The organism is Amycolatopsis coloradensis (genome assembly GCF_037997115.1).
In the GTDB taxonomy this organism is placed as follows: domain Bacteria; phylum Actinomycetota; class Actinomycetes; order Mycobacteriales; family Pseudonocardiaceae; genus Amycolatopsis; species Amycolatopsis coloradensis_A.
Genome location: NZ_CP150484.1, coordinates 1,663,399 through 1,683,228, shown reverse-complemented (window position 1 = coordinate 1,683,228; position 19,830 = coordinate 1,663,399). Strand labels below are relative to the sequence as shown.

Sequence of the window (19,830 nt, the reverse complement as noted above, 5' to 3'; positions counted from 1 at the left end):
CACCTTTCGCAACCTCAGCGGAGATGGAGAGCGCGAGAGATCGGCCCAGGCGGTAGTGAAGGCCTCCTTCCTTACTCTGAAGGTAGGGAAGGAGGCCTTCACTACGCGTTGGTGAGCCGACACCCTTTTGCCCTTACCCCTCAACCACTCACGAGGGTCAGAGGGAGAACATCGAGCCCGGGTTGAAGAGGTTCCCCGGGTCCAGTGCCTGCTTGATCTGCCGGTGCACGCGGATGCCGACCTCGCCGATCTCCTTCGCGAGCCACTCGCGTTTGATCCGGCCGATGCCGTGCTCGCCGGTGACCGTCCCGCCCAGCGACAGGCTGACGTCGAGGATCGCGTCGAAGGCCGTCCGCGCGCGGGCGAACTCCTCCTCGGAGTCGGGCGCGTAGACGATCGTCGGGTGCATGTTGCCGTCACCGGCGTGGCCGACGACGGCGATCCGCAACCCGACCTCTTCGCTGATCCGCTCGCAGCCGGCGATCAGCTCGGCGATGCGCGTGCGCGGCACACAGACGTCGTCGGTCAGCCAGACGCCGTACATCTCCAGCGCGGTGAGCACGACCCGCCGCGCCTGCAGCAGCATCTTGCCCTCTTCGAGATCTTCGGTGGCGTAGGCCAGATCCGCGCCGCAGTCGACACAGATCTGTTCCAGCGCCGCGAGTTCCCGGCGGGCGACCTCGCCGCCGGAGTCGGATTGCGCGAGCAGCAAGGCCTTGCAGTCCGAACTCGTGCCGAGGTCGGTCTTGAGGTAGGCCTCGGCCGCCTTGATGGACGTCGCGTCCATGATCTCCATGAGCGACGGCACCAGTCCCTCACGCACGACTCGCGCGACCGCCTCGCCCGCGGCCTCCGTGCTGTTGAAGGCGGCGACGAGCGTGGCGGGCAGCTGTGGCAACGGTTTCAGCGCGACGGTCGCCTGCGTGATCACGCCGAGCGTGCCCTCACTCCCGACGAAGAGCCGTGCGAGGTCGTAGCCCGCGACCCCCTTCACCGTGCGGCGCCCGGTCTTCAGCACGGAGCCGTCGGCGAGCACGACTTCCAGTCCCAGCACGGAATCCGTGGTGACGCCGTACTTCACACAGCACAGTCCGCCGGCGTTGGTGGACAGGTTCCCGCCGATGGTGCACCAGTCGTAGCTGGACGGGTCCGGCGGATAGAACAGGCCGTGCTTCTCCACCGCGTTGCGGAAATCGAGGTTCACCACGCCGGGCTGCACGACGGCGAGCCGGTTGCCTTCGTCGATCTCGACGATCCGGTCGAGTTTGGTCAGCACCAGCACGACACAGCCGTCGATCGCGTTCGCGGCGCCGGACAGACCACTGCCGGCGCCGCGGGGCACGATGGGCACCTCGAACTCCGCACAGGCCTTGACCACGGCCTGCACACCCTCCACATCGGACGGCAGCACCACCGCGAGAGGTTTGCCGCTGTCGGCCAGCGGCATCATGTCGCGCGAGTAGGCGTCCGTGACGTCGGCGTCGGTGAGCACCGCGGCGTCGCCGAGACGCTCGCGGAGCCGGGTGACCAGGGCATGGTTGCTCATGCCCCCATCGTAAGCTCGATTAGATCCGCACTGCGGAAATTTTTTTCCGATCGAGCAGGACGAAGGCCTGAACACCTGTATAGACGAGCACGGCCACCCCCGCCCACGCGGTAACGTGCACCCCCTGGGTGAAGGCTTCGCGAGCCGATTCCAGGAGCGCCTGCCCCGCGGCAGGGTCGAGCTGCTGCGCCGTCGCGACGGCGCCGCCAAGCGTGTCCCGGGCGGATTCGGCCGTCCCCTCCGGCAGGCCGGACCGGTAGACCGCGGTCGCGACGCTGCCGAGGATGGCCGTGCCGAGCGCCCCGCCCAGCTCGAACCCGGTCTCGGAGATCGCCGAAGCGGCTCCGGCGCGTTCGGCCGGGGCGGCCGAGATGACCAGGTCGTTCGTCAGCGTCTCCGCGAGGGCGACACCGCCGCCGAGCAGCGTGAACGACACCACCACGTACGCGAGCCCGCCGCCGGACGACACCTGGGTCAGCGCGAGGAAGCCGACCGCCGCGACCAGGAGACCACCGCTGACCAGCAGCGATACCCGGATCCGCTTCGCGAGCCACGCCGCGAGGAGCGCTCCGGCGACACCGGCGATCGTCGCCGGGAGCATCCACAGCGCGGCGACGACCGGGGTCAACCCGAGCACCAGCTGCAGGTACTGCGGCACCAGGAACAGCAGGCCGACCATGGCGAACACGCCGAGCATGTTCGTCACGACGGAGCCGCTGAAGGCCCGGTTCGAGAACAGCTTCAGGTCGAGCATCGGCTCGTCGAGGCTGTTCTGCCTGCGGACGAACACGACACCGAGCGCGAGCCCGATCACGACGCTGACCGCGGCCTTCCAGGTGAAGCCGTGTTCGGCGACCAGCTTGATGCCGTAGACCACCGGCAGCATCGCGGCCAGCGACAGCAGCGCCGACAGCGGGTCGAAGCGGCCCGGCTTCGGGTCACGCGCCTCCGGCAGCACGAACGGTCCGACGATCAGCAGCACCACCATCACCGGGACGTTGATGAGGAAGACCGAACCCCACCAGAAGTGCTCCAGCAGCCAGCCGCCGAGCACCGGCCCGACCGCCATCCCGCCGGAGAACCCGGCACTCCACACGGCGATCGCGATCCGGCGCTGTTTCGGGTCGACGAAGATACTGCGGATCAGCGACAGCGTCGACGGCATCAGCGTCGCGCCACCCACGCCGAGCAGCGCCCTGGCGATGATCAGCATGAACGCGCTGGTCGAAAAGGCCGCGAGCACCGATGCGGCGCCGAAGGCCGCGGCGCCCATGAGCAGCAGCTTGCGACGGCCGATGCGGTCACCGAGCGTGCCCATCAGGACCAGCAGGCCGGCCAGCATGAACGAGTAGATGTCGACGATCCACAACTGCTCCGGACCGGTGGGCGCCAGATCCTCGGACAGGAACGGCAGCGCGAACCCGAGCACCGTCATGTCCACGCTGATCAGCAGCACCGGAAGCACCAGTACCGCCAACGCCCACCACTGCTTGCGCCTCGCCATGGCGCACTCTCCTTGAGCTAAACCGTCTGGACGGTACAGTTACCGCCTCATCCGAAGGTAAACCGTCCAGACGGTATAGTCAACTGATATGGCGAAGCCCACCGCGAAGGAACGCATCCTCGACTCCTACGAGGAGATCCTCATCGAGCAAGGCCCCGGCGGGGTCACCCTCGACGCCGTCGCCGCGCACGCGGACGTCTCGAAGGGTGGCCTGCTCTACCACTTCGGCTCGAAGGAAGCCCTGGTGGACGGCCTGATGGAACGTCTCGCCACGTTGTCGGAGGCGGATCTCGAAGAGGCGCAGAAGGCGCCGGAAGGCGTCGTTTCCTGGTACCTGCGCACCGCCATCACCGACGTGACCCAGCGCAAGCCGTTGCACCGCACGACCATGGCGACGATCCGGATCATGCTCAACGAACCGCGGGTCGCCGAGGTCGCCCAGGTCTACAACCAGAAGATCCACGACCTGATCAGCGAGCACGTCGACGACCCGCTGACCGCCGAACTGATCATCCTGGTGGGCGACGGCCTCTACCTGCGGGCGGCGCTCGGCCGGGACGACGCGAGCCCCCTGCTCGACCGGATCGACGAGATCAAGGCCCGCATCCAGCGCTGACGCGTTTCGTCCTCAGAATGCGGTCCTTGCGCGTGCAACGACCGCATTCAGAGGACGAAACGCAGGGGGCCTACATCCGCAGCCCGTAGACGCGCTCGATCGGGATGGTGAGCAGAACGCGCCGGTCGGCGACCATGGCGTCACGGAACTCGTCCCAGTCCGGATGCTCACCCCTGGCCCGCCGGTAGTGGTCCACCAGCGCGTCGACGGTCGCGTCGTCGCGCGAAGCGGCGGTCGGCGTGAGCACCGCCGGCCCCTCGACGACGACGTAGCCGTCGCCACTCTCGGTCGACACGTGGAACGTCGCCCGCGGATCGCGCTGAAGGTTCTTCGTCTTGGCGCGCGGTGCGGTGATCGAGATCAGGATCGCGCCGGCGTCCGCGTCGTAGAGGTAATTGACGGTCGACAGCTGTGGCCTGCCGTCCCGCTTGATAGTGGCGAGGGTGCCGAAGTTGCGGGCGGCGAGGATCGCGTAGAGCGCGGAGTCGGTCATGACTCCATCAAAGCAAAAGTGCAGTTCAGGGCGAACCGGACAAACATGCACGAATAAATGTGCTTGCATGCGGCAACTAAAGTGTCATCCGACACACAACGTCACTTTCTCCTTGCGAAGCATCCTTGGGAGGAACATCCTTGCTCTAGGCAACTAGTTGCAGTGACCAAGCAACCGGCGAGAGAGACCACCATGACACCCACGACACCCGGCACCAGGTCGAACGCCGACCTCGATCTGGCCGACACCCTCGGGCATGAGCTCGTGCGGCTCGTGCGCCTGGTCAACCGGGCGAAGTCCCAGGTGTCCAAGCAGGGACCGGACGGTATCGAGCGGGCCGCGTACGCGATCCTCTTCTGCCTCATCCACGTCGGACCCCAGCGGACCAGCAAACTCGCCGAGTTCCTGCACTCCGAGATCTCGACCATCAGCAGGCAGTCGAGCTCTCTCGTCCAGCACGGGCTGGTCGAGCGCCTGGCCGACCCCGAAGACGGCCGCGCCTGCCTGCTCGCACCGACCGCCGAAGGGCATCGGGTGTTCGAGGAGAACCGCAAGCAGCGGAATCAGTGGCTCGCCGAGGTGCTCGGCGACTGGTCCGACGACGACCGGAAAACCCTCAACTCGCTGTTCCACCGGCTGAACGACGACCTCGAAAAAACATCTCCACAGTTCGCCGATCCCGCGTCGGCGTCGAAGGCCAAGGGGGCCTGAAGCAATGAGTTCCGCAGTAGAAAGTCCACCAGCCGTCGAAGAAGACGGTCCCCGGCTCAGTCACCGTCAGATCGTCACGATCCTGATCGGCCTGATGTCGGGCATGTTCCTCGCCGCGCTCGACCAGACGATCGTGGGCACCTCGATCGTCCGCATCGCGAACGACCTCAACGGGTTCGACCTGCAGGCCTGGATCACCACGGCTTACCTGATCACCTCGACGATCGTCACGCCGATCTACGGCAAGCTGTCCGACATCTACGGGCGCAAGCCGTTCTACATCGCCGCGATCTCGATCTTCCTGATCGGCTCGGTCGCCTCGGCCTTCGCGACGTCGATGTACGAGCTCGCCGCGTTCCGCGCGATCCAGGGCCTCGGTGCCGGCGGCCTGATGTCGCTGGCGATGACGATCATGGGCGACATCGTTCCGCCGCGGGAACGTGCCCGCTACCAGGGTTACTTCCTCGCCGTGTTCGGTATCTCCACCGTGCTCGGCCCGGTGCTCGGCGGGTTCTTCGCCGACTTCGACACGCTCGGCACCGTCTTCGGCTACCAGATCGACGGCTGGCGCTGGGTCTTCCTGATCAACGTGCCGATCGCGATCGTCGCGCTGTTCGTCGTCGCCCGCGTGCTCAACGTGCCGCACCAGCGCCACGACCACAAGATCGACTGGTGGGGCGGGCTCGCGCTCATCGTCGCCGTCGTCCCGTTCCTGATCGTCGCCGAGCAGGGCAACAAGTGGGGCTGGGGCTCGCAGAACGCGATCATCTGCTACGTCATCGGCGCCATCGGCGTGGTCGCCTTCATCTTCATCGAGAAGCTGATGAAGGACGCGGCGCTGATCCCGCTGCGGCTGTTCAAGAACTCGACCTTCACGGTCGCGATCATCGGCGGCGTCATCGTCGGTGTCGCGATGTTCGGCGCGATCATGATGATCCCGCAGTACATGCAGGTGGTTCAGGAGTTCTCGCCGACCGAGTCGGGGCTGCTGATGATCCCGCTGATGGCGGGCATCATGAGCGGTTCGATCATCTCGGGCCAGATCACCAGCAAGACCGGCCGCTACAAGGTGTTCCCGGTGGTCGGCACGCTGCTGATCGCGGGAGGCGCGTTCTTCTTCGCGCAGGTCGAGTACAACAGCGCGCTGTGGCACCCGCTGGTCGCGGCCGCGATCATCGGGCTCGGCCTCGGTGCCTGCATGCAGACGCTGATCATCGCGGTGCAGAACGCGGGCCCGCGCAGCGACATGGGCGTCTCGACCGCTTCGGCGACGTTCTTCCGGCAGATCGGTGGTACCGCGGGTGTCGCGGTGTTCCTGACGATCCTGTTCAACGTCCTGCCGGGCAACATCACCAAGGCGTTCGGCGGCACCGCGCCGACCGGTGAAGGCGCCGCGGCACTGGGCGACCTCACCACGAACACGAGCGGTATCGCGAACCTGCCCGAGGCCATCAAGACCCCGGTGCTGATCGGCTTCACCGAGTCGATCACCACGGTGTTCTACGTGGCGGGCGCGGTCGCGCTGCTGGCGACGCTGGTCCTGATGTTCATGAAGGAGATCCCGCTTCTCGGCGGCTCGGCTCCTTCGGCGGCTTCGGCTCTCGAAGGCGGCGAAGCGCTCCTCGAAGAGGACGACGCGCCTGTCGAAACGGCGTCCGAGAAGACGGTCGTGACCGCGCCCGTCGAGGTGGGCAAGCACGCGATGACCAACGGGAACGGGGCATACCGGGCCGGATCCGCGCAGATCAGCGGGCATGTCCGCCGGGACGACGCCACGAACGTCGCGGGTGCGGCGCTGACCCTGATCGACCACAACGGCAACCAGGTGGCCAGGACGCACACGAACGAGAACGGCGTCTACTCGTTCGCCGGCATTGTGGGCGGGCGGTACACGCTCGTCGCCAGCGGCCGCTGGTTCCGGCCGGTCGCGGCGACGCTGACCGCCACCGGAGCCGGGGTGCTGCGTCACGACTTCGAGCTGGTCAGCACGATCCTGCTGAGCGGTGTCGCCCGCACCGACGGTGACCGGGTGGTGCCGGACGCGCGGATCACCGTGCTCGACTCCTCGGGTGGCGTCGCCGCCGTGGCGAGGACCGACGCGGAGGGCAACTACACGGTCAGTGACCTGCCCGCCGGGACCTACACGGTGATCGCCAGCGGTTACCCGCCCGCGACCAGCCGGGTGGAGCTGCTGGGCGGCGACCAGGCCGAGCACGACGTCCGGCTGAGCTACGACCAGGCGCTCGACGAGCTCGTCGAGCACTAGTCCGGCTTGCAATGAAGGGGCGTTTCATCGCAGATTTCGCGATGNAAAGCAGCCACAGCACGGCTTCCGCGACTTCGCCGGGCTCGCCCGCCCGTCCCATCGGAATGGTCGGCGCGATCCGCTCCATGCGATCGGGCATTCCCGCCGCGGCGTGCAGTCCCGTGTGGATCATGCCCGGTGCGACAGCGTTGACCCGGATGGATTCTTTCGCGACTTCTTGCGCCACGCCGTAGGTCATCGTTTCGACGGCCGCCTTGGTGCCCGCGTAGTGGACCCATTCCCCCGGCGAACCGGTCCGCGCGGCGGTGGAGGACAGCGTCACGATCGCGCCGCCGTCACCGCCGTACCGGGTGGACATCCGGCGGATGCCCTCGCGGACGCACAGGAAGACTCCCGTGACGTTGACATCGACGACACGACGGACGACATCGACGTCGTATTCGTCGAAACGGCCCGGTGTGTTGCCGGTGATGGCCGCGTTCGCGACCAGCCCGGCGAGCGGGCCGAGCTCGACGGCGGCGTCGAACAGGGCCACCACGTCGTCTTCGGACGCGACGTCACCGCGCCGGGTGATCGCCTGGACGCCGTGTTTCCGGACGCGCGAAGCGACATCCTCGGCCGCTTCGGGGTCACCCGCGTAGTTGACGACGACGTCGTAACCGCGCGCGGCGGCCAGTTCGCAGACCGCCGCGCCGATCCCCTTGCTGCCGCCGGTGACGACGAGAACACCACTCATATGGCGAAGTTGACCAGCGGGAGGTTCTCGAGGACCAGGTCGGCCCGGCCGCTGGTGGACGCGATCAGATCGGCGTTGCGCTGGTCGGAGCCGAGCGCGCGGCGACGCGCTTCGACCAGCGAACGGCCGTAGCGGCGGTGCCGCGAGACGAGCCGCTCGATGCGCTCGGGTTCGTCCGGCGCGAGGAACCACGACTCGGCGAGGATCGGCTTCACGCCACTCCACGGGTCGTCCTGCATGAGCAGGTAGTTGCCCTCGGTGATGACCAGCGGGACGTCCGGCGTGACCGCGACGGCGCCGGCGATCGGCTCCTCGATCTCCCGGCGGAACTCGGGCGCGTAGACCGTCTCGCGGCCTTCGGCGAGCCTGCGCAGCAGGTGCACATACCCGGCGGCGTCGAAGGTGTCCGGGGCGCCCTTGCGCTCCACCCGCCCGAGCCGCTGCAGTTCGACCTGCGCCAGGTGGAAACCGTCCATCCCGACCACCGCGGCCCTCGTGCCCAGCGCCTTGGCCAGGCCCCAGGCCAGTGTCGTCTTGCCGGACGCGGGGGCGCCGACGATGCCGAGCACACTGCGCTGTCCCGGCTTCGCGAGCGCCTGGGCCCTGCTCAACAAGTCCTCGAACACCGGAGGCATGGCGGTCATGACTGTCCTTCTCCCATCTTCGCGACCGCGGCCGTCCACGACCTCGGTCCTTCATGCCGCACCCGTTCGGCGGCCACCTCGTTGGCGAACGCGATCCAGCCCGGAACGTCCCCCTGGTCCCGGGCGACCGCGTACGCGAAAGCTCCGTGCCAGACGTCGCCCGCGCCCAGCGTGTCACGCGCCTGGGTGACAGGGACGGGGACGGCACCGGATCCGTCCGCCGTCGACCAGCGCACCGGATCGGGGCCCGCGGTCGTGATCACCACGGGCACGCCGTGCTCGCGCGGGTCGTCCCCGCGGTACAGCGACGAGCACGCGGCGATGTCGACGAGGGGCAGCAGTTCGGGAAAGACCGGCTTCCAGCTCCCGGCGTCGAGCACCACCGGTATCGCGCGCTCCTTCGCCCAGCGTGCGACCTCCAGAGCCGCTTCCGGATGGTGTCCGTCCAGGAGCACGCACCCGGGCATTTCGTCCTCTGAATGCGGTAGTTGCGCGTGCAAGGACCGCATCGAGAGGACTGAATGCGTGGAGGAGTGGGCGTTGCGCGAGACGACGGTGCGTTCCCCGTCGGAGTCACGGACGACGATGGCGCTGATCGCGGGCGGATCGGGCCGTCCGGGGTCGAGGTCGACCAGGTCGACGCCGTGCGCTTCGAGGTCCGTTCGGGCGAGTACCGCCAGCGGGTGCGCACCGGCGACCGTCAGCAGCGTCGCTCCGGCGCCGAGCGCGGCCACGGTCACCGCCGCGTTCGTCGCCGGCCCCCCGGCGGCGACGTCCATCGACAGCGAACGCACCTTCTCGCCCGGCGCCGGGATCTCGGCGACGCGCTGAACCTGGTCGACGGTGCACAGGCCCGCCAGCAGCACTCTCACTACAGCCCCGTGTGAACGGCCGACGCGACCTCTTCGACCTCGCCGTTCTCACCGATCTTCAGCGCACCCGTGAGCAGGCCGACGACCTGGTTCATCGTGTGCGTCTTCGGCGAGACCACGGCGACCCGCTTGCCGAGGCGGTGCACGTGGATGCGGTCGGCGATGTCGAACACGTGCGGCATGTTGTGGCTGATCAGCACCACCGGCAGGCCGCGTTCGCGGATGCGGTTGATCAGGTCGAGCACCTTGCCGGATTCGGCGACGCCGAGCGCGGCGGTGGGCTCGTCCATGATCACCGCCTTGGTGCCGAACGCCGCCGCCCGCGCGACCGCGACACCCTGGCGCTGTCCGCCGGACAACGTCTCCACCGGCTGCGTGATGGACTTGATGTTGATGCCGAGCTCGTCGAGGATCCGCTGCGCGTCGGCCCGCATGGCCGCCGTGTCCAGCTTCCGGAACAGCTGCCCGAAGAGATCCTTACGCCGCTTTTCCCGGCCGAGGAACATGTTCGACGCGATGTCGAGCGCGGGCGCGACGGCGAGATCCTGGTACACCGTCTCGATCCCGTAGTGTCGAGCGTCCAAAGGGGACTTGAAGTGGACGGTCTGACCGTCCACTTTGATCTCTCCGGCGTCCGGGATCACCGCTCCCGAAAGGGCTTTGATCAGGCTCGACTTCCCGGCGCCGTTGTCGCCGACGACGGCGAGCACCTCACCGGGGAACAGTTCGAAGTCGGCGCCGTCGATGGCGGTGACCCGGCCGTAGCGTTTGACCAGGCCCTGCGCGGACAACGTGGGTGTCGTCATGACTGCCGCCTCCTCGCGAAACGGTCGACGCAGACAGCGCCGATGAGCAGGGCACCGGTGGCGACGTCCTGGTAGAGCGCGTCCACGCCGAGCTGGGTCAGCCCGGACCGCAGGACCGCGACGACCAGCGCGCCCATCATCGTGCCGAGCACGGAACCCCGGCCGCCGAACAGGCTCGCGCCGCCGAGCACCACCGCGGTGATGGAGTCGAGGTTGCCGAGCTGGAAGGCGTTCGGGTCGGCGTTCGGCACACGGCCGAGCGCCTGCCAGGCGGCGATCCCGACGATCACGCCGGCGACGATGTACACCGAAAGGATCGTGCGGTTGACCTTGATCCCGGACAGCCGCGCGGATTCCGGCGCGTTGCCGACCGCGTAGACGTGCTTGCCCCACGGCGTCCGCGTGAGCGCGTACCAAAGTCCCAGGTACATCAGCAAAGCCAGCGTCATGCCGTAGGTGATCGGGATGCCGCCGAACAGGTACCGGCGGGTGCCGAGCCATTTGAGCAGTTCGTCGGCGACCGGGACGGCCTGCCCGCTCGCGAACAGTTTGGCGGCCGCGGTGAGCACGGTCAGCAGACCGAGCGTGACGATGAACGGCGGCAGTTTGATCCGGGTGACCAGCGAGCCCGTGACCATGCCGATCACCACCGTCGCCACGATGCCCAGCAGCAGCGCCCAGATCCCTGAGACGCCGCCGACCACGAGTTTCGCCATGATCAGCGTCGCGAGCACCATCGCGGCCGCGTTGGCCAGGTCGATACCCGCGGTCAGGATGATCAGCGTCTGCCCGAGGGCGAGCGTGCCGACCACCAGGGACTGTTGCACCACAAGGGAAAGGTTGTCGAGATCGAGGAAGGTGTCCGTCGAAAGGGAGAACACCACGATCGCGACGAGCAGGGCCAGCGCGGGCCCGACGGCGGGCGCGCGCAGGAAGAACTCGCCGATGGACGGGCGTTCGTTGCCTTTCAGGGTTGCGGTCGTCACTTCGTCCCCCAGCAGTTCTCGAGGCCCCACTTGGTGTCCTGGCTCTCCACACCGGGAATCGGCTTGTCCGTGATCACCGCGGAACCGGTGTCGACGAACCCGCTCGGCTTCTTCCCGGTCTTGGCGTATTCGACGGCGGCGAGGACACCTTGCTCGGCCATCTTCTTGGGGAACTGCATGACCGTGGCGGCGTACTGGCCGTCGCGCACGTTCTTGACGCCTTCGCAGCCGCCGTCGATCGAGCCCATCACGATCTGGTTCACCAGGCCCCGGGCCTGGAGCGCGGCGTAGGTGCCGCGGCCCATCGGCTCGTTCATCGTGTAGACGGCGTTGATGTCGGTGGTGCGCTGCAGCAGGTTCTCCACGCCCTGCTGCGCGAGGCTCTGGTCGCCGTTCGCGGGGGTCTTGCCCTTGATCTCCGGTGACGCGTCGGTCAGCCCGATGCCCTTGAGGAACCCGGTGTGCCGCTGGGTGTCCACTGTGGACCCGGCGGTGCCGTCCACCATGAACAGCTTCGGCGGCTTGCCCGCCAGCGCGGCCTTGACGTACGCGCCTTGCTGGCGTCCGGCCTCGAAGTTGTCCGTGGCGAAGGTGGCGTCGACGGCCGTGTCCGGTTCGGTCGCCGTGTCGAGCGCGATGACCAGCACCCCGGCCTTGCGGGCGCGATCGATGGCGTCGAGGACGCCGGTCGAGGAACTCGGCGTGATCAGGATGGTGTTGGCACCCTGCTGCATGAGGTTCTCGATGGCCCTGACCTGGCCGTCGTTGTCGCCGTCGAACTGGCCGGCGAGCGCGCTGAACTCCGCGCCGTTCGCCTCGGCGGCGGCCTTGGCGGCCGCTCTCAGTTCCACGAAGTAGGGGTTGGTGTCGGTCTTGGTGACCAGGCCGACCTTGGCCTTGCCACCGCCGCCCGCGTTCGATCCGCCACCCCAGTGGCGCTCGACGGTGCACCCGGCCGAGGTCACCGCGAGTGTGGCCATGGCGAGCGCCAAGAGGCTCTGTTTCCCAAGACGTCGCTGTCTCATGGGGGATGCCCTCCGATTCAAGGCTGTCCGTGATGGACCGGAAGGTAGACAGGGTTATGCTCGCTCGCAAGCGTTTGCGCAAACGCTTGCCAGCTGCCTTCCCGAGGATTGGTCATGCCGCCGTCTCGCTCGTCCCGCCCCACCCAACGCGACATCGCCGAACTGGCGGGAGTCTCGATCACCACCGTGTCCCACGTGGTCAACGGGACGAGGGCGGTGGCCGAGGACACCAAACTGGCCGTCCTCCGCGCGATCGAGCAGACCGGCTACACCGGCGACGCCATCGCCCGCTCACTGGTGACCGGGGGGACGCGGTCGATCGGCGTCGCGATCTCCCTCATCGCGAACCCGTACTTCGCCGTCCTGATCCAGGCGATCGAACGCGAAGCCGCGCTGGCCGGGTACACGGTCCTGCTCGCGGACACGCACGACACCGTCGACACCGAACGTGAGACCGTGCGGACCCTGCGTTCGCGCCGGGTCGACGGACTGCTGATCACACCGTCGCCGGGCGACGGATCGGTGATCGGCGAACTCGTCTCGCTCGACGTCCCGACCGTACTCATCGACCGGCTCTCCACCCGCACCGACGTCGACCAGGTCGGCGCGGAGAACATCCAATCGACGTCCGCGCTGACCGCGCATCTGGCGTCGCTCGGGCATCAGCGGATCGGCATGATCAGCGGCACCGCGGGCCTGAGCACCAGCGAGGAGCGCATCCTCGGCTATCGCCTCGGGCTCGGCCGCTCGGGTTTGACCTGGTCGGAGGAGCTGGTCGCGTGCGGCCAGTCCTCGCAGGCGGGCGGGGCGCTCGCGCTGAGCACGCTGCTCGCGCTGCCGGAGCCGCCGACGGCGCTGGTGGTCGCCAACGACACCATGATGGTCGGGGTGCTGCACGAGCTGCGGCGCCGCGGGCTGCGGGCCGGCGTCGACCTGCCGGTGGTGGTCTACGACGACGTCGAATGGGCCGATCTGGTCGATCCGCCGCTGACCACGATGGCGCAGCCGATCGAGGAGATAGGCACACAGGCGGTACGCCTGCTGCTGGCCCGGATCAACGATCCGGCACGCAAGGCCCAGACGATGCGGATTCCGCCTACGCTCCGCCATCGCGCGTCCTGCGGATGCGCTCTCGTTCACTCACATTGATGATTGTTGGGAGACTTTCCGGTCTCGCCGCCGAGCGACGCTCCGTCAGCCGTTACCGTCATTCAAGCTCGAATGAAGGCGTGGAGCGATGACCGCACTGTCCCCGGCGTTACCCCTGTGGGAGGACACCCCTGTCACCCACCGGTTCGGGGTGGCCATGGCGATGCACGCGAACCCGTATTCGGGTGAACTCGTCCGCGCCATCCGCCGCGCCGCACGCCGTCACGGCTGCGAGATCACCCTCGCCGACACCGGCGACAGCGTCGCCGAAGAGGCCGCGGTCATCCGCGCGCTGCGGGCGGACCGCGTCGACGGTGTCCTGCTCGTCCCGGCGGCAGGCGACGAAGCGGTGATCAACGGACTGGTCCGGATGGGTGTGCCGACCGTGCTCGTCGACCGGATGGCCGGCCGCAACGACGTCGACCAGGTCGGCTCCGAGAACATCCAGGCCGTGTGCGCGCTCGTGCGGCACCTCGCCGGGCTGCGGCACCGCAAGATCGGCTTCATCTCGGGCGAAGAGGACATGACCACCTATGAGGAGCGGGCGCTGGGCTACCGGCTCGGCCTCGGCCGCTCCGGCCTTCGGTGGACGTCGCAGCTGGTCGCGTGCGGGCAGTCGACCCCGGGCGGAGCCGCCGCCGCGACGGCGAAACTGCTCGACAGCTGGCCTTCGCCGACCGCGCTCGTGGTGGCGAGCGAAGCGATGATGATCGGCGTCCAGTACGAGGCGCACCGGCTCGGCATCCGGATCGGGCGTGACCTCGCGATCGTCGGCTACGGCGACATGGAGTGGGCGGGCCAGGTGACCCCGGCGGTCACCACGATGGCGCAGCCGATCGAGGAGATCGGGCGCAAGGCCGTCGAACTCCTGCTGGCCCGGATCACCGACCCTGAGCGACGACCCGAATCCGTACGGCTCGCACCGCGCTTCATACACCGTCAGTCGTGCGGCTGCTGAGTCACAAATCGCTGGTCAGAACGCCGCCGCCGGGTGAAGATGGCGGAATGACCGACCTGTGGACCGTGCACACCGCCGACCTCGAAGCAGGCGTGCTGAGGGCGGCACGCGCGCTGCTGGACGACGCGTTCGACGGCGATTTCAGTGACCACGACTGGGAAAACGCCCTCGGCGGCATGCACACGCTGGTGTGGGAGAGCGGCGAGCTGATCGGGCACGCGTCCCTGGTCCAGCGGCGGCTCGTGCACGACGGACGGGTCCTCCGCACGGGTTATGTCGAGGCGGTCGCCATCCGGTCGGATCACCGGCGGCGCGGCCACGGCGCCGCGATGATGGACGCGCTGGAGCGGGTCCTGAGGAAGGCGTACGACCTCGGGGCGCTTTCGGCGTCCGACGAGGCGCTGGAGTTCTACGCGTCGCGAGGCTGGCTGCTGTGGCGCGGTACTTCGTCGGCCATGACACCTTCGGGTATCGAGGCGACGAAGGAGGACGACGGGTCGATCCACGTCCTGCCGGTGGGGGTCACTCTCGATCTGGACGGGGAGATCACCTGCGATTGGCGGGCGGGCGACGTCTGGTAGCTACCGCATTCAGAGGACTAAATGCGGTGTTCCAGGGTCGCCGCGGCTTCGAGCAGCATCCACGCGCTCACCTGGACGGACAGGTCGCGTTCGGGAGCGTCAGCGGCCAGGGGCAGCGAAGGCGCCGGAGTCGCCCAGTCGGCGCTGAAGAGCGGCCCGTGCGGTGTGTCGGTGGCACCGGACCAGCAGGCGTCAGCCGACCGGATGACCAGTTCGCGCGCGATCCCGCTCGGCAGCAGCGGTGCCGCGAGTGCCAGGTACCGCGCCAGGATCCCGGCGAACAGGCCGCCGTCACCACCTTCCTGCCCCCGGATCACCCCGTTCGGCGCGACATGTTCCGCAACGGCCTGGATCGTGCGCTCCACTCTGTCCACTTCGGACAGTTCGAGGCAGGCGCCGAGGTAAACACCTTGGCAGTAAGTGAAAATATGCCTGACGAGTTCCCCGCTGCCGACCCGCAGGCCGTCCCACACCAGTCCGGAATCCGGGTCGACGAGCCACTCGGTCATCCAGTCGGTCAGACCACGAGCGTGCTGCGTGGCGCCTTCGCGGGCGTGGAAGATCGCGGCCGGGCCGTTCGCGGGCGCGTTCTTGAAGTCGTCGCCGACGCGCCACCAGATCCCGCCGCCCGCGTCGTCGGTCCAGCCTTCGCGCAGCCGTGAGCTGATCGCCTCCAGTCCGCCGCGGACGTCCAGCCCGAGATGTCCGACGCGTTGCAGCGCGAGACCGAGCCAGGCGATGTCGTCGTAGTAGTCGTTGATCCACTTGCCGAAGTTGCGCAGCCGCACGGACACCACGAACCGGTCGATCAGTTTCAGCCGATGCGGTGAAGGGTCCCGCAGCTGGGCATCGACGAGAGTGTCCAGCAGGTGTGCCTGCCACCAGTAGTTCCAGTGCCAGTGGACGCGCTGCCCCGCCGACGACGGCCAGCCGCTCCGGCCGAGCACGGTCCCGGGCAGCCCCCACACACGGCGCAGATGCCGGTCGCGGATCGCGCGCTCGGCGATCGCGGCCCGGTCGGCGAGAGCAGTCATCGAGCCATCATCCCTTGCCCGCTGACATACCGCTCAGTATGTTGGGAGGACTCCCGAACCCGCGAGGTGCTTCATGACCACGGCGCACGTGACCTGCCCGCTCTGCGAAGCCACCTGCGGGCTGGAGGTGACGATCGACGAGAAGAGCCTGGTCACCCGCGTGCAGGGGGACCGCGAGGATGTCTTCTCGCAGGGCTACATCTGTCCGAAGGGCGCTTCGCTCGGCGCGCTGCACCATGACCCGGACAGGCTCACCGCGCCGCTGGTGAAACGCGACGGCGAGTTCGTCCAGGTCACCTGGGACGAGGCGTTCGCCGAGATCGACCGGCGGCTCCGGCCGATCATCGACGAGCACGGCAGGAACGCCGTCGCCGTCTACTCCGGCAACCCGACGGTGCACAACGCGGCGCTGGTGCTCTACGGCCGCGTGTTCTTCAAAGCCTTGGGCACCAGGAACTTCTACACCGCGACCACGGTCGACCAGATGCCGAAGCACTTCTCCTCCGGCTATCTCTTCGGCGACCCGCAGACCATTCCCGTCGCCGACCTCGACCGCACCGAACACCTCCTCATCCTGGGCGCGAACCCGTTGGTGTCCAACGGAAGCCTGATGACCGCCCCGGACACCCGCGGGAGGCTGCGCGCGATCCAGAAGCGCGGCGGCAAGATCGTCGTCCTCGATCCGCGCCGCACCAGGACCGCGCAGCTCGCCGACGAGCACCACGCGATCCGGCCCGGCACCGACGCGTTGTTCCTTTTCGCGCTGGTCAACGTCCTGTTCGCGGAGAACCGGGTCACTCCGGGAGAGCACGTCAACGGTGTCGACGAGGTTCGCGTGCTCGCGGAGCCGTTCACCCCGGAGGCGGTCGCGCCCGCGACCGGGATCGACGCCACCGAGATCCGCCGCATCGCGCTCGAACTCACGGATGCCGGGCGCGCCGCGGTGTACGGCCGGATGGGGACGACAACGCAGTCGTTCGGCACCGTCGCGAGCTGGCTGGTCGACGTCGTCAACACGCTCACCGGCAACCTCGATCGCGAAGGCGGCGTGATGTTCCCGCTGCCCGCCCTCTGGCGGCCGCGCCGGTCCTCGCCGTTCACCAGCGGCCGCTGGACGAGCCGGGTGCGCGGGTATCCCGAGGTGCTCGGCGAGCTGCCGGTGGCCACGCTCGCGGACGAGATCGAGACACCCGGCGAAGGCCAGGTGCGGGCGCTGGTGACCATCAGCGGCAACCCCGCGCTGAGCACGCCCAACTCCGCGCGGCTCACGGAAGCGTTGCGGCAGCTGGACTTCATGGTCTCGCTGGACGTATACCTCAACGAGACCACGCGGCACGCCGACGTCATCCTGCCCGGGCCGTCACCGCTGGAGCGGCCGCACTACGACGTCGCGTTGTACGCGCTCGCCGTGCGCAACGTCGCGAACTGGACACCCCGGACGCTGGAAACCGAGATGCCGCAGGAATGGGTGACCCTGCTGCGACTGGCGGGGATCGCCGCCGGCCAGGGCCCGGACGTCGACGTCGCCGCCTTCGACACGATGGTCGCGGGCGAAACGGCGCGGCGCACCGGCGTCGACCTCGCGCTCGCCGAAGGCCGCACAGGGCCGGCGCGGATGATCGACCTGATGCTGCGCGGCGGACCGTACGGGCTGAGCCTGGCCGATCTCGAAGCCGCCCCGCACGGCATCGACCTCGGCGCGCTGAAACCACGGCTGCCGGAGGCGCTCGCCACGGCGAGCGGGAAGGTCGAGCTGGCGCCGGACGCGATCACGAAGGACGTCCCCCGCCTGCGCGCGGAGCTGGACAAGGCGCCGGACGGCGGGCTGCTGCTGATCGGACGGCGACACCTGAGCTCGAACAACTCGTGGATGCACAACCTGACGCCGCTGGTGCGCGGCGGGAACCGGTGCACCGTCCAGGTGCACCCGGACGACGCCTCCCGGCTCGGGCTGACCGACGGCGGGCTCGCGGCGGTGACGTCGCGGGCGGGGAAGCTCGAAGCGCCGGTGGAGGTCACGGCCGACGTCCGGCCCGGCGTGGTGAGCATGCCGCACGGCTGGGGTCACGACCTCGACGGCACGCGCACGCGGGTCGCGGCCGCGCACGCCGGGGTCAACTCGAATCTGGTCGCCGACGAGACCCTGCTCGACGTCCCGTCCGGGAACGCCGTCCTGAACGGGATCCCGGTGGAGGTGGCCCCCGTCTAGCCGGGGGCTGAAGGGGCCTTTCCCCGCATCTCACGCCAGGGCCCCGGCAAAGTTGCTTACCCCGCTGGTCAAGTGGGCGACGAGGGACTCGTCACGGTGACCTTGGCCCCTTCTCGACTGTCCACAGGGGACACTTTCGGGCTGATCGTGCCCGATTCAGGTGTTTCGCGCAGATTGGCGTGTTCGTGGGCGGGCCGGTGTGGGCTGAAGGCTCCCTTCGCTGCGTCTGATGCGACGAAGGGAGCCTTCGACCCAGGTCGAGTGCGAGTCGTCTTCTCTTGAAGAGCAAGGCAAAAATCGTGCGCCGGCGGCTCATTCGGTGCCCCCAATGTGACATCGGAGACGCTCAGTGTCCCCAATGCCACATCGCGACCAGCAGTTATGCGACTTTGCCGGGCCCCTGCATCTCACGCGGTGAAGGACGCTTTCACCACGACTTATGCGGGGAAAGCGTCCTTCAGCCCCCGTCTAGCCGCGGGTCACCAGGCCTGAGCGAGGTCGGCGTGCTGCCGGATCCAGGCGTGCATGACGATCCCGGCGGCGACGCCGGCGTTGATCGAGCGGGTCGTGCCGAACTGCGCGATCGAGACGACCAGCGCCGCCGTCTTCTGCGCCTCGGCCGAAAGACCCGGCCCTTCCTGGCCGAACAGCAGGACACACTCGCGCGGCAGTTCGGCGGTCTCGACGGGCTGCGAGCCGGGAGTGTTGTCGACGGCGACGACGGCGAGCCCCTCCGTCGCGGCGAAGGTCAGCAGACCGTCGACGTCCTCGTGATGGAGAAGGTGCTGGTAACGGTCGGTCACCATGGCGCCGCGCCGGTTCCAGCGCCGCCGCCCGACGATGTGCACCGCGGCGGCGGCGAAGGCGTTCGCCGTCCGGACCACGGTGCCGATGTTGTGGTCGTGCTGGAAGTTCTCGATCGCCACGTGGAACGGGTGCCGACGGCGGTCCACATCGGACACGATGGCCTCGCGCCGCCAGTAGCGGTACGGGTCGACGACGTTGCGGCGGTCGCCGTTGGCCAGGAGTTCGGGGTCGTAGCGCTCGTCCGAGGGCCACTCGCCCTCCCACGGACCGACGCCGACCTCTTCCTTCGCCACCCATTCGGTGGGACCGGCTTCTTCCGAGTTCACCCGAGGATTGTCACTCAGCCCATGCTGACGCGGTGCGCCGGTGCGTCCCCGTCGTGGTGGCGGTGACGCCAGCGCTGGTACGCGCCGATGTAGGAGATGATCACCGTCGCCATCGCGATCACGACGACGAACGGCAGCGACGAGCGCGGGAACACGGTGTCGTAGAGGTAGTAGGCGTTGAAGCCGCCGGGAAGGTCGCCGAGGCCCTGCTGATGCCGGAAGTAGTTCTCGGCAGCCGTCAGCGGGCACGGCCAGGGGAAGACGTTGACGAGGACACCCCATGCGGCGAAGAACACATGCACGAAGATCACCCTCGGCCACCGCCACGCGAGGAAACCACCGAATCCGATGAACACCAGCGCGAAAATGTGCACCGCGACTGTCACGTTCGCCAGGAAACCCGCCACCTCAAGCCCCCTTTCACTCCCCTACCAGCGACGTTACCCCTCTCCGATTGAGAAACGCTCACGAAAAAACGGGGCATCCTCCGTTCATGCTGGCCGGCCTGCTGGTCCTGATGGGCACGCTCGGNTCGGCGCTCGCCGAGACGCGGGCCGAGGT

Annotated in this window: 18 protein-coding genes and 1 pseudogene; 7 read left to right on the top strand and 12 right to left on the bottom strand. The window is 68.3% G+C overall.

All coding sequences use genetic code 11. The features are described 5' to 3' along the window. Positions 1-157 precede the first annotated feature (157 nt). A complete protein-coding gene (locus tag LCL61_RS07700; protein ID WP_340686201.1) occupies positions 158-1,546 on the bottom strand; it encodes an FAD-binding oxidoreductase in 1,389 nt (462 codons plus the stop codon). Between the two features lie 19 nt (positions 1,547-1,565). Next, positions 1,566-3,050 carry an MFS transporter gene (locus tag LCL61_RS07695; RefSeq protein WP_340686200.1) on the bottom strand — a complete coding sequence of 495 codons (1,485 nt, stop codon included), beginning with the start codon at positions 3,048-3,050 and terminating at the stop codon, positions 1,566-1,568. A gap of 88 nt (positions 3,051-3,138) precedes the next feature. On the opposite strand from LCL61_RS07695, the gene LCL61_RS07690 reads away from it, so the two are divergent. After that, a complete protein-coding gene (locus LCL61_RS07690; protein WP_340686199.1) occupies positions 3,139-3,666 on the top strand; it encodes a TetR/AcrR family transcriptional regulator in 528 nt (175 codons plus the stop codon). Positions 3,667-3,736: 70 nt separating this feature from the next. Here the strand turns inward: LCL61_RS07690 and LCL61_RS07685 are convergent, their stop codons facing one another. Continuing rightward, entirely contained in the window at positions 3,737-4,159 is a 423-nt protein-coding gene (locus tag LCL61_RS07685) for a PPOX class F420-dependent oxidoreductase (RefSeq protein ID WP_340686198.1), read from the bottom strand. Between the two features lie 192 nt (positions 4,160-4,351). On the opposite strand from LCL61_RS07685, the gene LCL61_RS07680 reads away from it, so the two are divergent. Then, on the top strand, positions 4,352-4,870 hold the full coding sequence (locus LCL61_RS07680; protein WP_340686197.1) for a MarR family transcriptional regulator: 519 nt from the start codon (positions 4,352-4,354) through the stop codon (positions 4,868-4,870). A 4-nt stretch (positions 4,871-4,874) separates the two neighbouring features. Beyond that, positions 4,875-7,136 (top strand): MFS transporter, encoded by a 2,262-nt coding sequence (locus tag LCL61_RS07675; RefSeq protein WP_340686196.1) that lies wholly within the window; start codon positions 4,875-4,877, stop codon positions 7,134-7,136. A gap of 31 nt (positions 7,137-7,167) precedes the next feature. Here LCL61_RS07675 and LCL61_RS07670 read toward each other — a convergent pair. The 6 genes and pseudogenes from LCL61_RS07670 to LCL61_RS07645 form a co-directional block, all read right to left on the bottom strand. After that, positions 7,168-7,872: pseudogene (locus tag LCL61_RS07670) on the bottom strand (SDR family oxidoreductase); the annotation flags it as partial. Further along, on the bottom strand, positions 7,869-8,516 hold the full coding sequence (locus LCL61_RS07665) for a nucleoside/nucleotide kinase family protein (protein WP_340686195.1): 648 nt from the start codon (positions 8,514-8,516) through the stop codon (positions 7,869-7,871). The gene LCL61_RS07665 and the pseudogene LCL61_RS07670, both read right to left, overlap by 4 nt. Continuing rightward, complete coding sequence (locus tag LCL61_RS07660) at positions 8,513-9,382, bottom strand: PfkB family carbohydrate kinase (RefSeq protein WP_340688521.1); 870 nt, start codon at positions 9,380-9,382, stop codon at positions 8,513-8,515. Before LCL61_RS07660 ends, LCL61_RS07665 begins: the two co-directional genes overlap by 4 nt. Before the next feature lie 5 nt (positions 9,383-9,387). After that, positions 9,388-10,194 carry an ATP-binding cassette domain-containing protein gene (locus LCL61_RS07655; protein ID WP_340686194.1) on the bottom strand — a complete coding sequence of 269 codons (807 nt, stop codon included), beginning with the start codon at positions 10,192-10,194 and terminating at the stop codon, positions 9,388-9,390. After that, positions 10,191-11,180 (bottom strand): ABC transporter permease, encoded by a 990-nt coding sequence (locus tag LCL61_RS07650; RefSeq protein ID WP_034312398.1) that lies wholly within the window; start codon positions 11,178-11,180, stop codon positions 10,191-10,193. Before LCL61_RS07650 ends, LCL61_RS07655 begins: the two co-directional genes overlap by 4 nt. Continuing rightward, positions 11,177-12,160, bottom strand: a complete 984-nt coding sequence (locus LCL61_RS07645) for a substrate-binding domain-containing protein (RefSeq protein ID WP_425341986.1) — start codon at positions 12,158-12,160, stop codon at positions 11,177-11,179. The genes LCL61_RS07650 and LCL61_RS07645 overlap by 4 nt, the downstream gene beginning before the upstream one ends. Positions 12,161-12,319: 159 nt before the next feature. On the opposite strand from LCL61_RS07645, the gene LCL61_RS07640 reads away from it, so the two are divergent. The 3 genes from LCL61_RS07640 (at position 12,320) to LCL61_RS07630 (ending at position 14,893) form a co-directional block, all read left to right on the top strand. Then, a complete protein-coding gene (locus LCL61_RS07640; protein WP_126736104.1) occupies positions 12,320-13,354 on the top strand; it encodes a LacI family DNA-binding transcriptional regulator in 1,035 nt (344 codons plus the stop codon). 88 nt (positions 13,355-13,442) lie between these two features. Beyond that, positions 13,443-14,312: a LacI family DNA-binding transcriptional regulator gene (locus LCL61_RS07635; protein ID WP_034312391.1), complete on the top strand. Its 870-nt coding sequence runs from the start codon at positions 13,443-13,445 to the stop codon at positions 14,310-14,312. Between the two features lie 47 nt (positions 14,313-14,359). Then, positions 14,360-14,893 carry a GNAT family N-acetyltransferase gene (locus LCL61_RS07630; RefSeq protein WP_340686192.1) on the top strand — a complete coding sequence of 178 codons (534 nt, stop codon included), beginning with the start codon at positions 14,360-14,362 and terminating at the stop codon, positions 14,891-14,893. A 17-nt stretch (positions 14,894-14,910) separates the two neighbouring features. On the opposite strand, the gene LCL61_RS07625 is transcribed toward LCL61_RS07630, so the two are convergent. Then, the gene (locus LCL61_RS07625) at positions 14,911-15,927 is read right to left on the bottom strand and encodes a glycoside hydrolase family 76 protein (RefSeq protein ID WP_340686191.1); all 1,017 of its coding nucleotides are present in this window, start codon (positions 15,925-15,927) and stop codon (positions 14,911-14,913) included. Between the two features lie 73 nt (positions 15,928-16,000). On the opposite strand from LCL61_RS07625, the gene LCL61_RS07620 reads away from it, so the two are divergent. After that, complete coding sequence (locus LCL61_RS07620; RefSeq protein ID WP_340686190.1) at positions 16,001-18,136, top strand: molybdopterin-dependent oxidoreductase; 2,136 nt, start codon at positions 16,001-16,003, stop codon at positions 18,134-18,136. A gap of 479 nt (positions 18,137-18,615) precedes the next feature. On the opposite strand, the gene LCL61_RS07615 is transcribed toward LCL61_RS07620, so the two are convergent. Further along, positions 18,616-19,269, bottom strand: coding sequence for a TrmH family RNA methyltransferase (locus tag LCL61_RS07615; protein WP_340686189.1), 654 nt, complete (start codon positions 19,267-19,269; stop codon positions 18,616-18,618). Positions 19,270-19,283: 14 nt separating this feature from the next. Further along, positions 19,284-19,676: a DUF2784 domain-containing protein gene (locus LCL61_RS07610; RefSeq protein WP_340686188.1), complete on the bottom strand. Its 393-nt coding sequence runs from the start codon at positions 19,674-19,676 to the stop codon at positions 19,284-19,286. Between the last annotated feature and the right edge of the window lie 154 nt (positions 19,677-19,830).

What these genes read in the sequence shown, in the direction of transcription:
- LCL61_RS07635 (WP_034312391.1), top strand. Translation starts at nt 13,443, where the DNA reads ATGACCGCACTGTCCCCGGCGTTACCCCTGTGGGAGGACACCCCTGTC.
- LCL61_RS07630 (WP_340686192.1), top strand. Translation starts at nt 14,360, where the DNA reads ATGACCGACCTGTGGACCGTGCACACCGCCGACCTCGAAGCAGGCGTG.
- LCL61_RS07620 (WP_340686190.1), top strand. Translation starts at nt 16,001, where the DNA reads ATGACCACGGCGCACGTGACCTGCCCGCTCTGCGAAGCCACCTGCGGG.
- LCL61_RS07640 (WP_126736104.1), top strand. Translation starts at nt 12,320, where the DNA reads ATGCCGCCGTCTCGCTCGTCCCGCCCCACCCAACGCGACATCGCCGAA.
- LCL61_RS07690 (WP_340686199.1), top strand. Translation starts at nt 3,139, where the DNA reads ATGGCGAAGCCCACCGCGAAGGAACGCATCCTCGACTCCTACGAGGAG.
- LCL61_RS07655 (WP_340686194.1), bottom strand. Translation starts at nt 10,194, where the DNA reads ATGACGACACCCACGTTGTCCGCGCAGGGCCTGGTCAAACGCTACGGC.
- LCL61_RS07685 (WP_340686198.1), bottom strand. Translation starts at nt 4,159, where the DNA reads ATGACCGACTCCGCGCTCTACGCGATCCTCGCCGCCCGCAACTTCGGC.
- LCL61_RS07680 (WP_340686197.1), top strand. Translation starts at nt 4,352, where the DNA reads ATGACACCCACGACACCCGGCACCAGGTCGAACGCCGACCTCGATCTG.
- LCL61_RS07695 (WP_340686200.1), bottom strand. Translation starts at nt 3,050, where the DNA reads ATGGCGAGGCGCAAGCAGTGGTGGGCGTTGGCGGTACTGGTGCTTCCG.
- LCL61_RS07665 (WP_340686195.1), bottom strand. Translation starts at nt 8,516, where the DNA reads ATGACCGCCATGCCTCCGGTGTTCGAGGACTTGTTGAGCAGGGCCCAG.
- LCL61_RS07675 (WP_340686196.1), top strand. Translation starts at nt 4,875, where the DNA reads ATGAGTTCCGCAGTAGAAAGTCCACCAGCCGTCGAAGAAGACGGTCCC.
- LCL61_RS07625 (WP_340686191.1), bottom strand. Translation starts at nt 15,927, where the DNA reads ATGACTGCTCTCGCCGACCGGGCCGCGATCGCCGAGCGCGCGATCCGC.
- LCL61_RS07700 (WP_340686201.1), bottom strand. Translation starts at nt 1,546, where the DNA reads ATGAGCAACCATGCCCTGGTCACCCGGCTCCGCGAGCGTCTCGGCGAC.
- LCL61_RS07645 (WP_425341986.1), bottom strand. Translation starts at nt 12,160, where the DNA reads ATGGCCACACTCGCGGTGACCTCGGCCGGGTGCACCGTCGAGCGCCAC.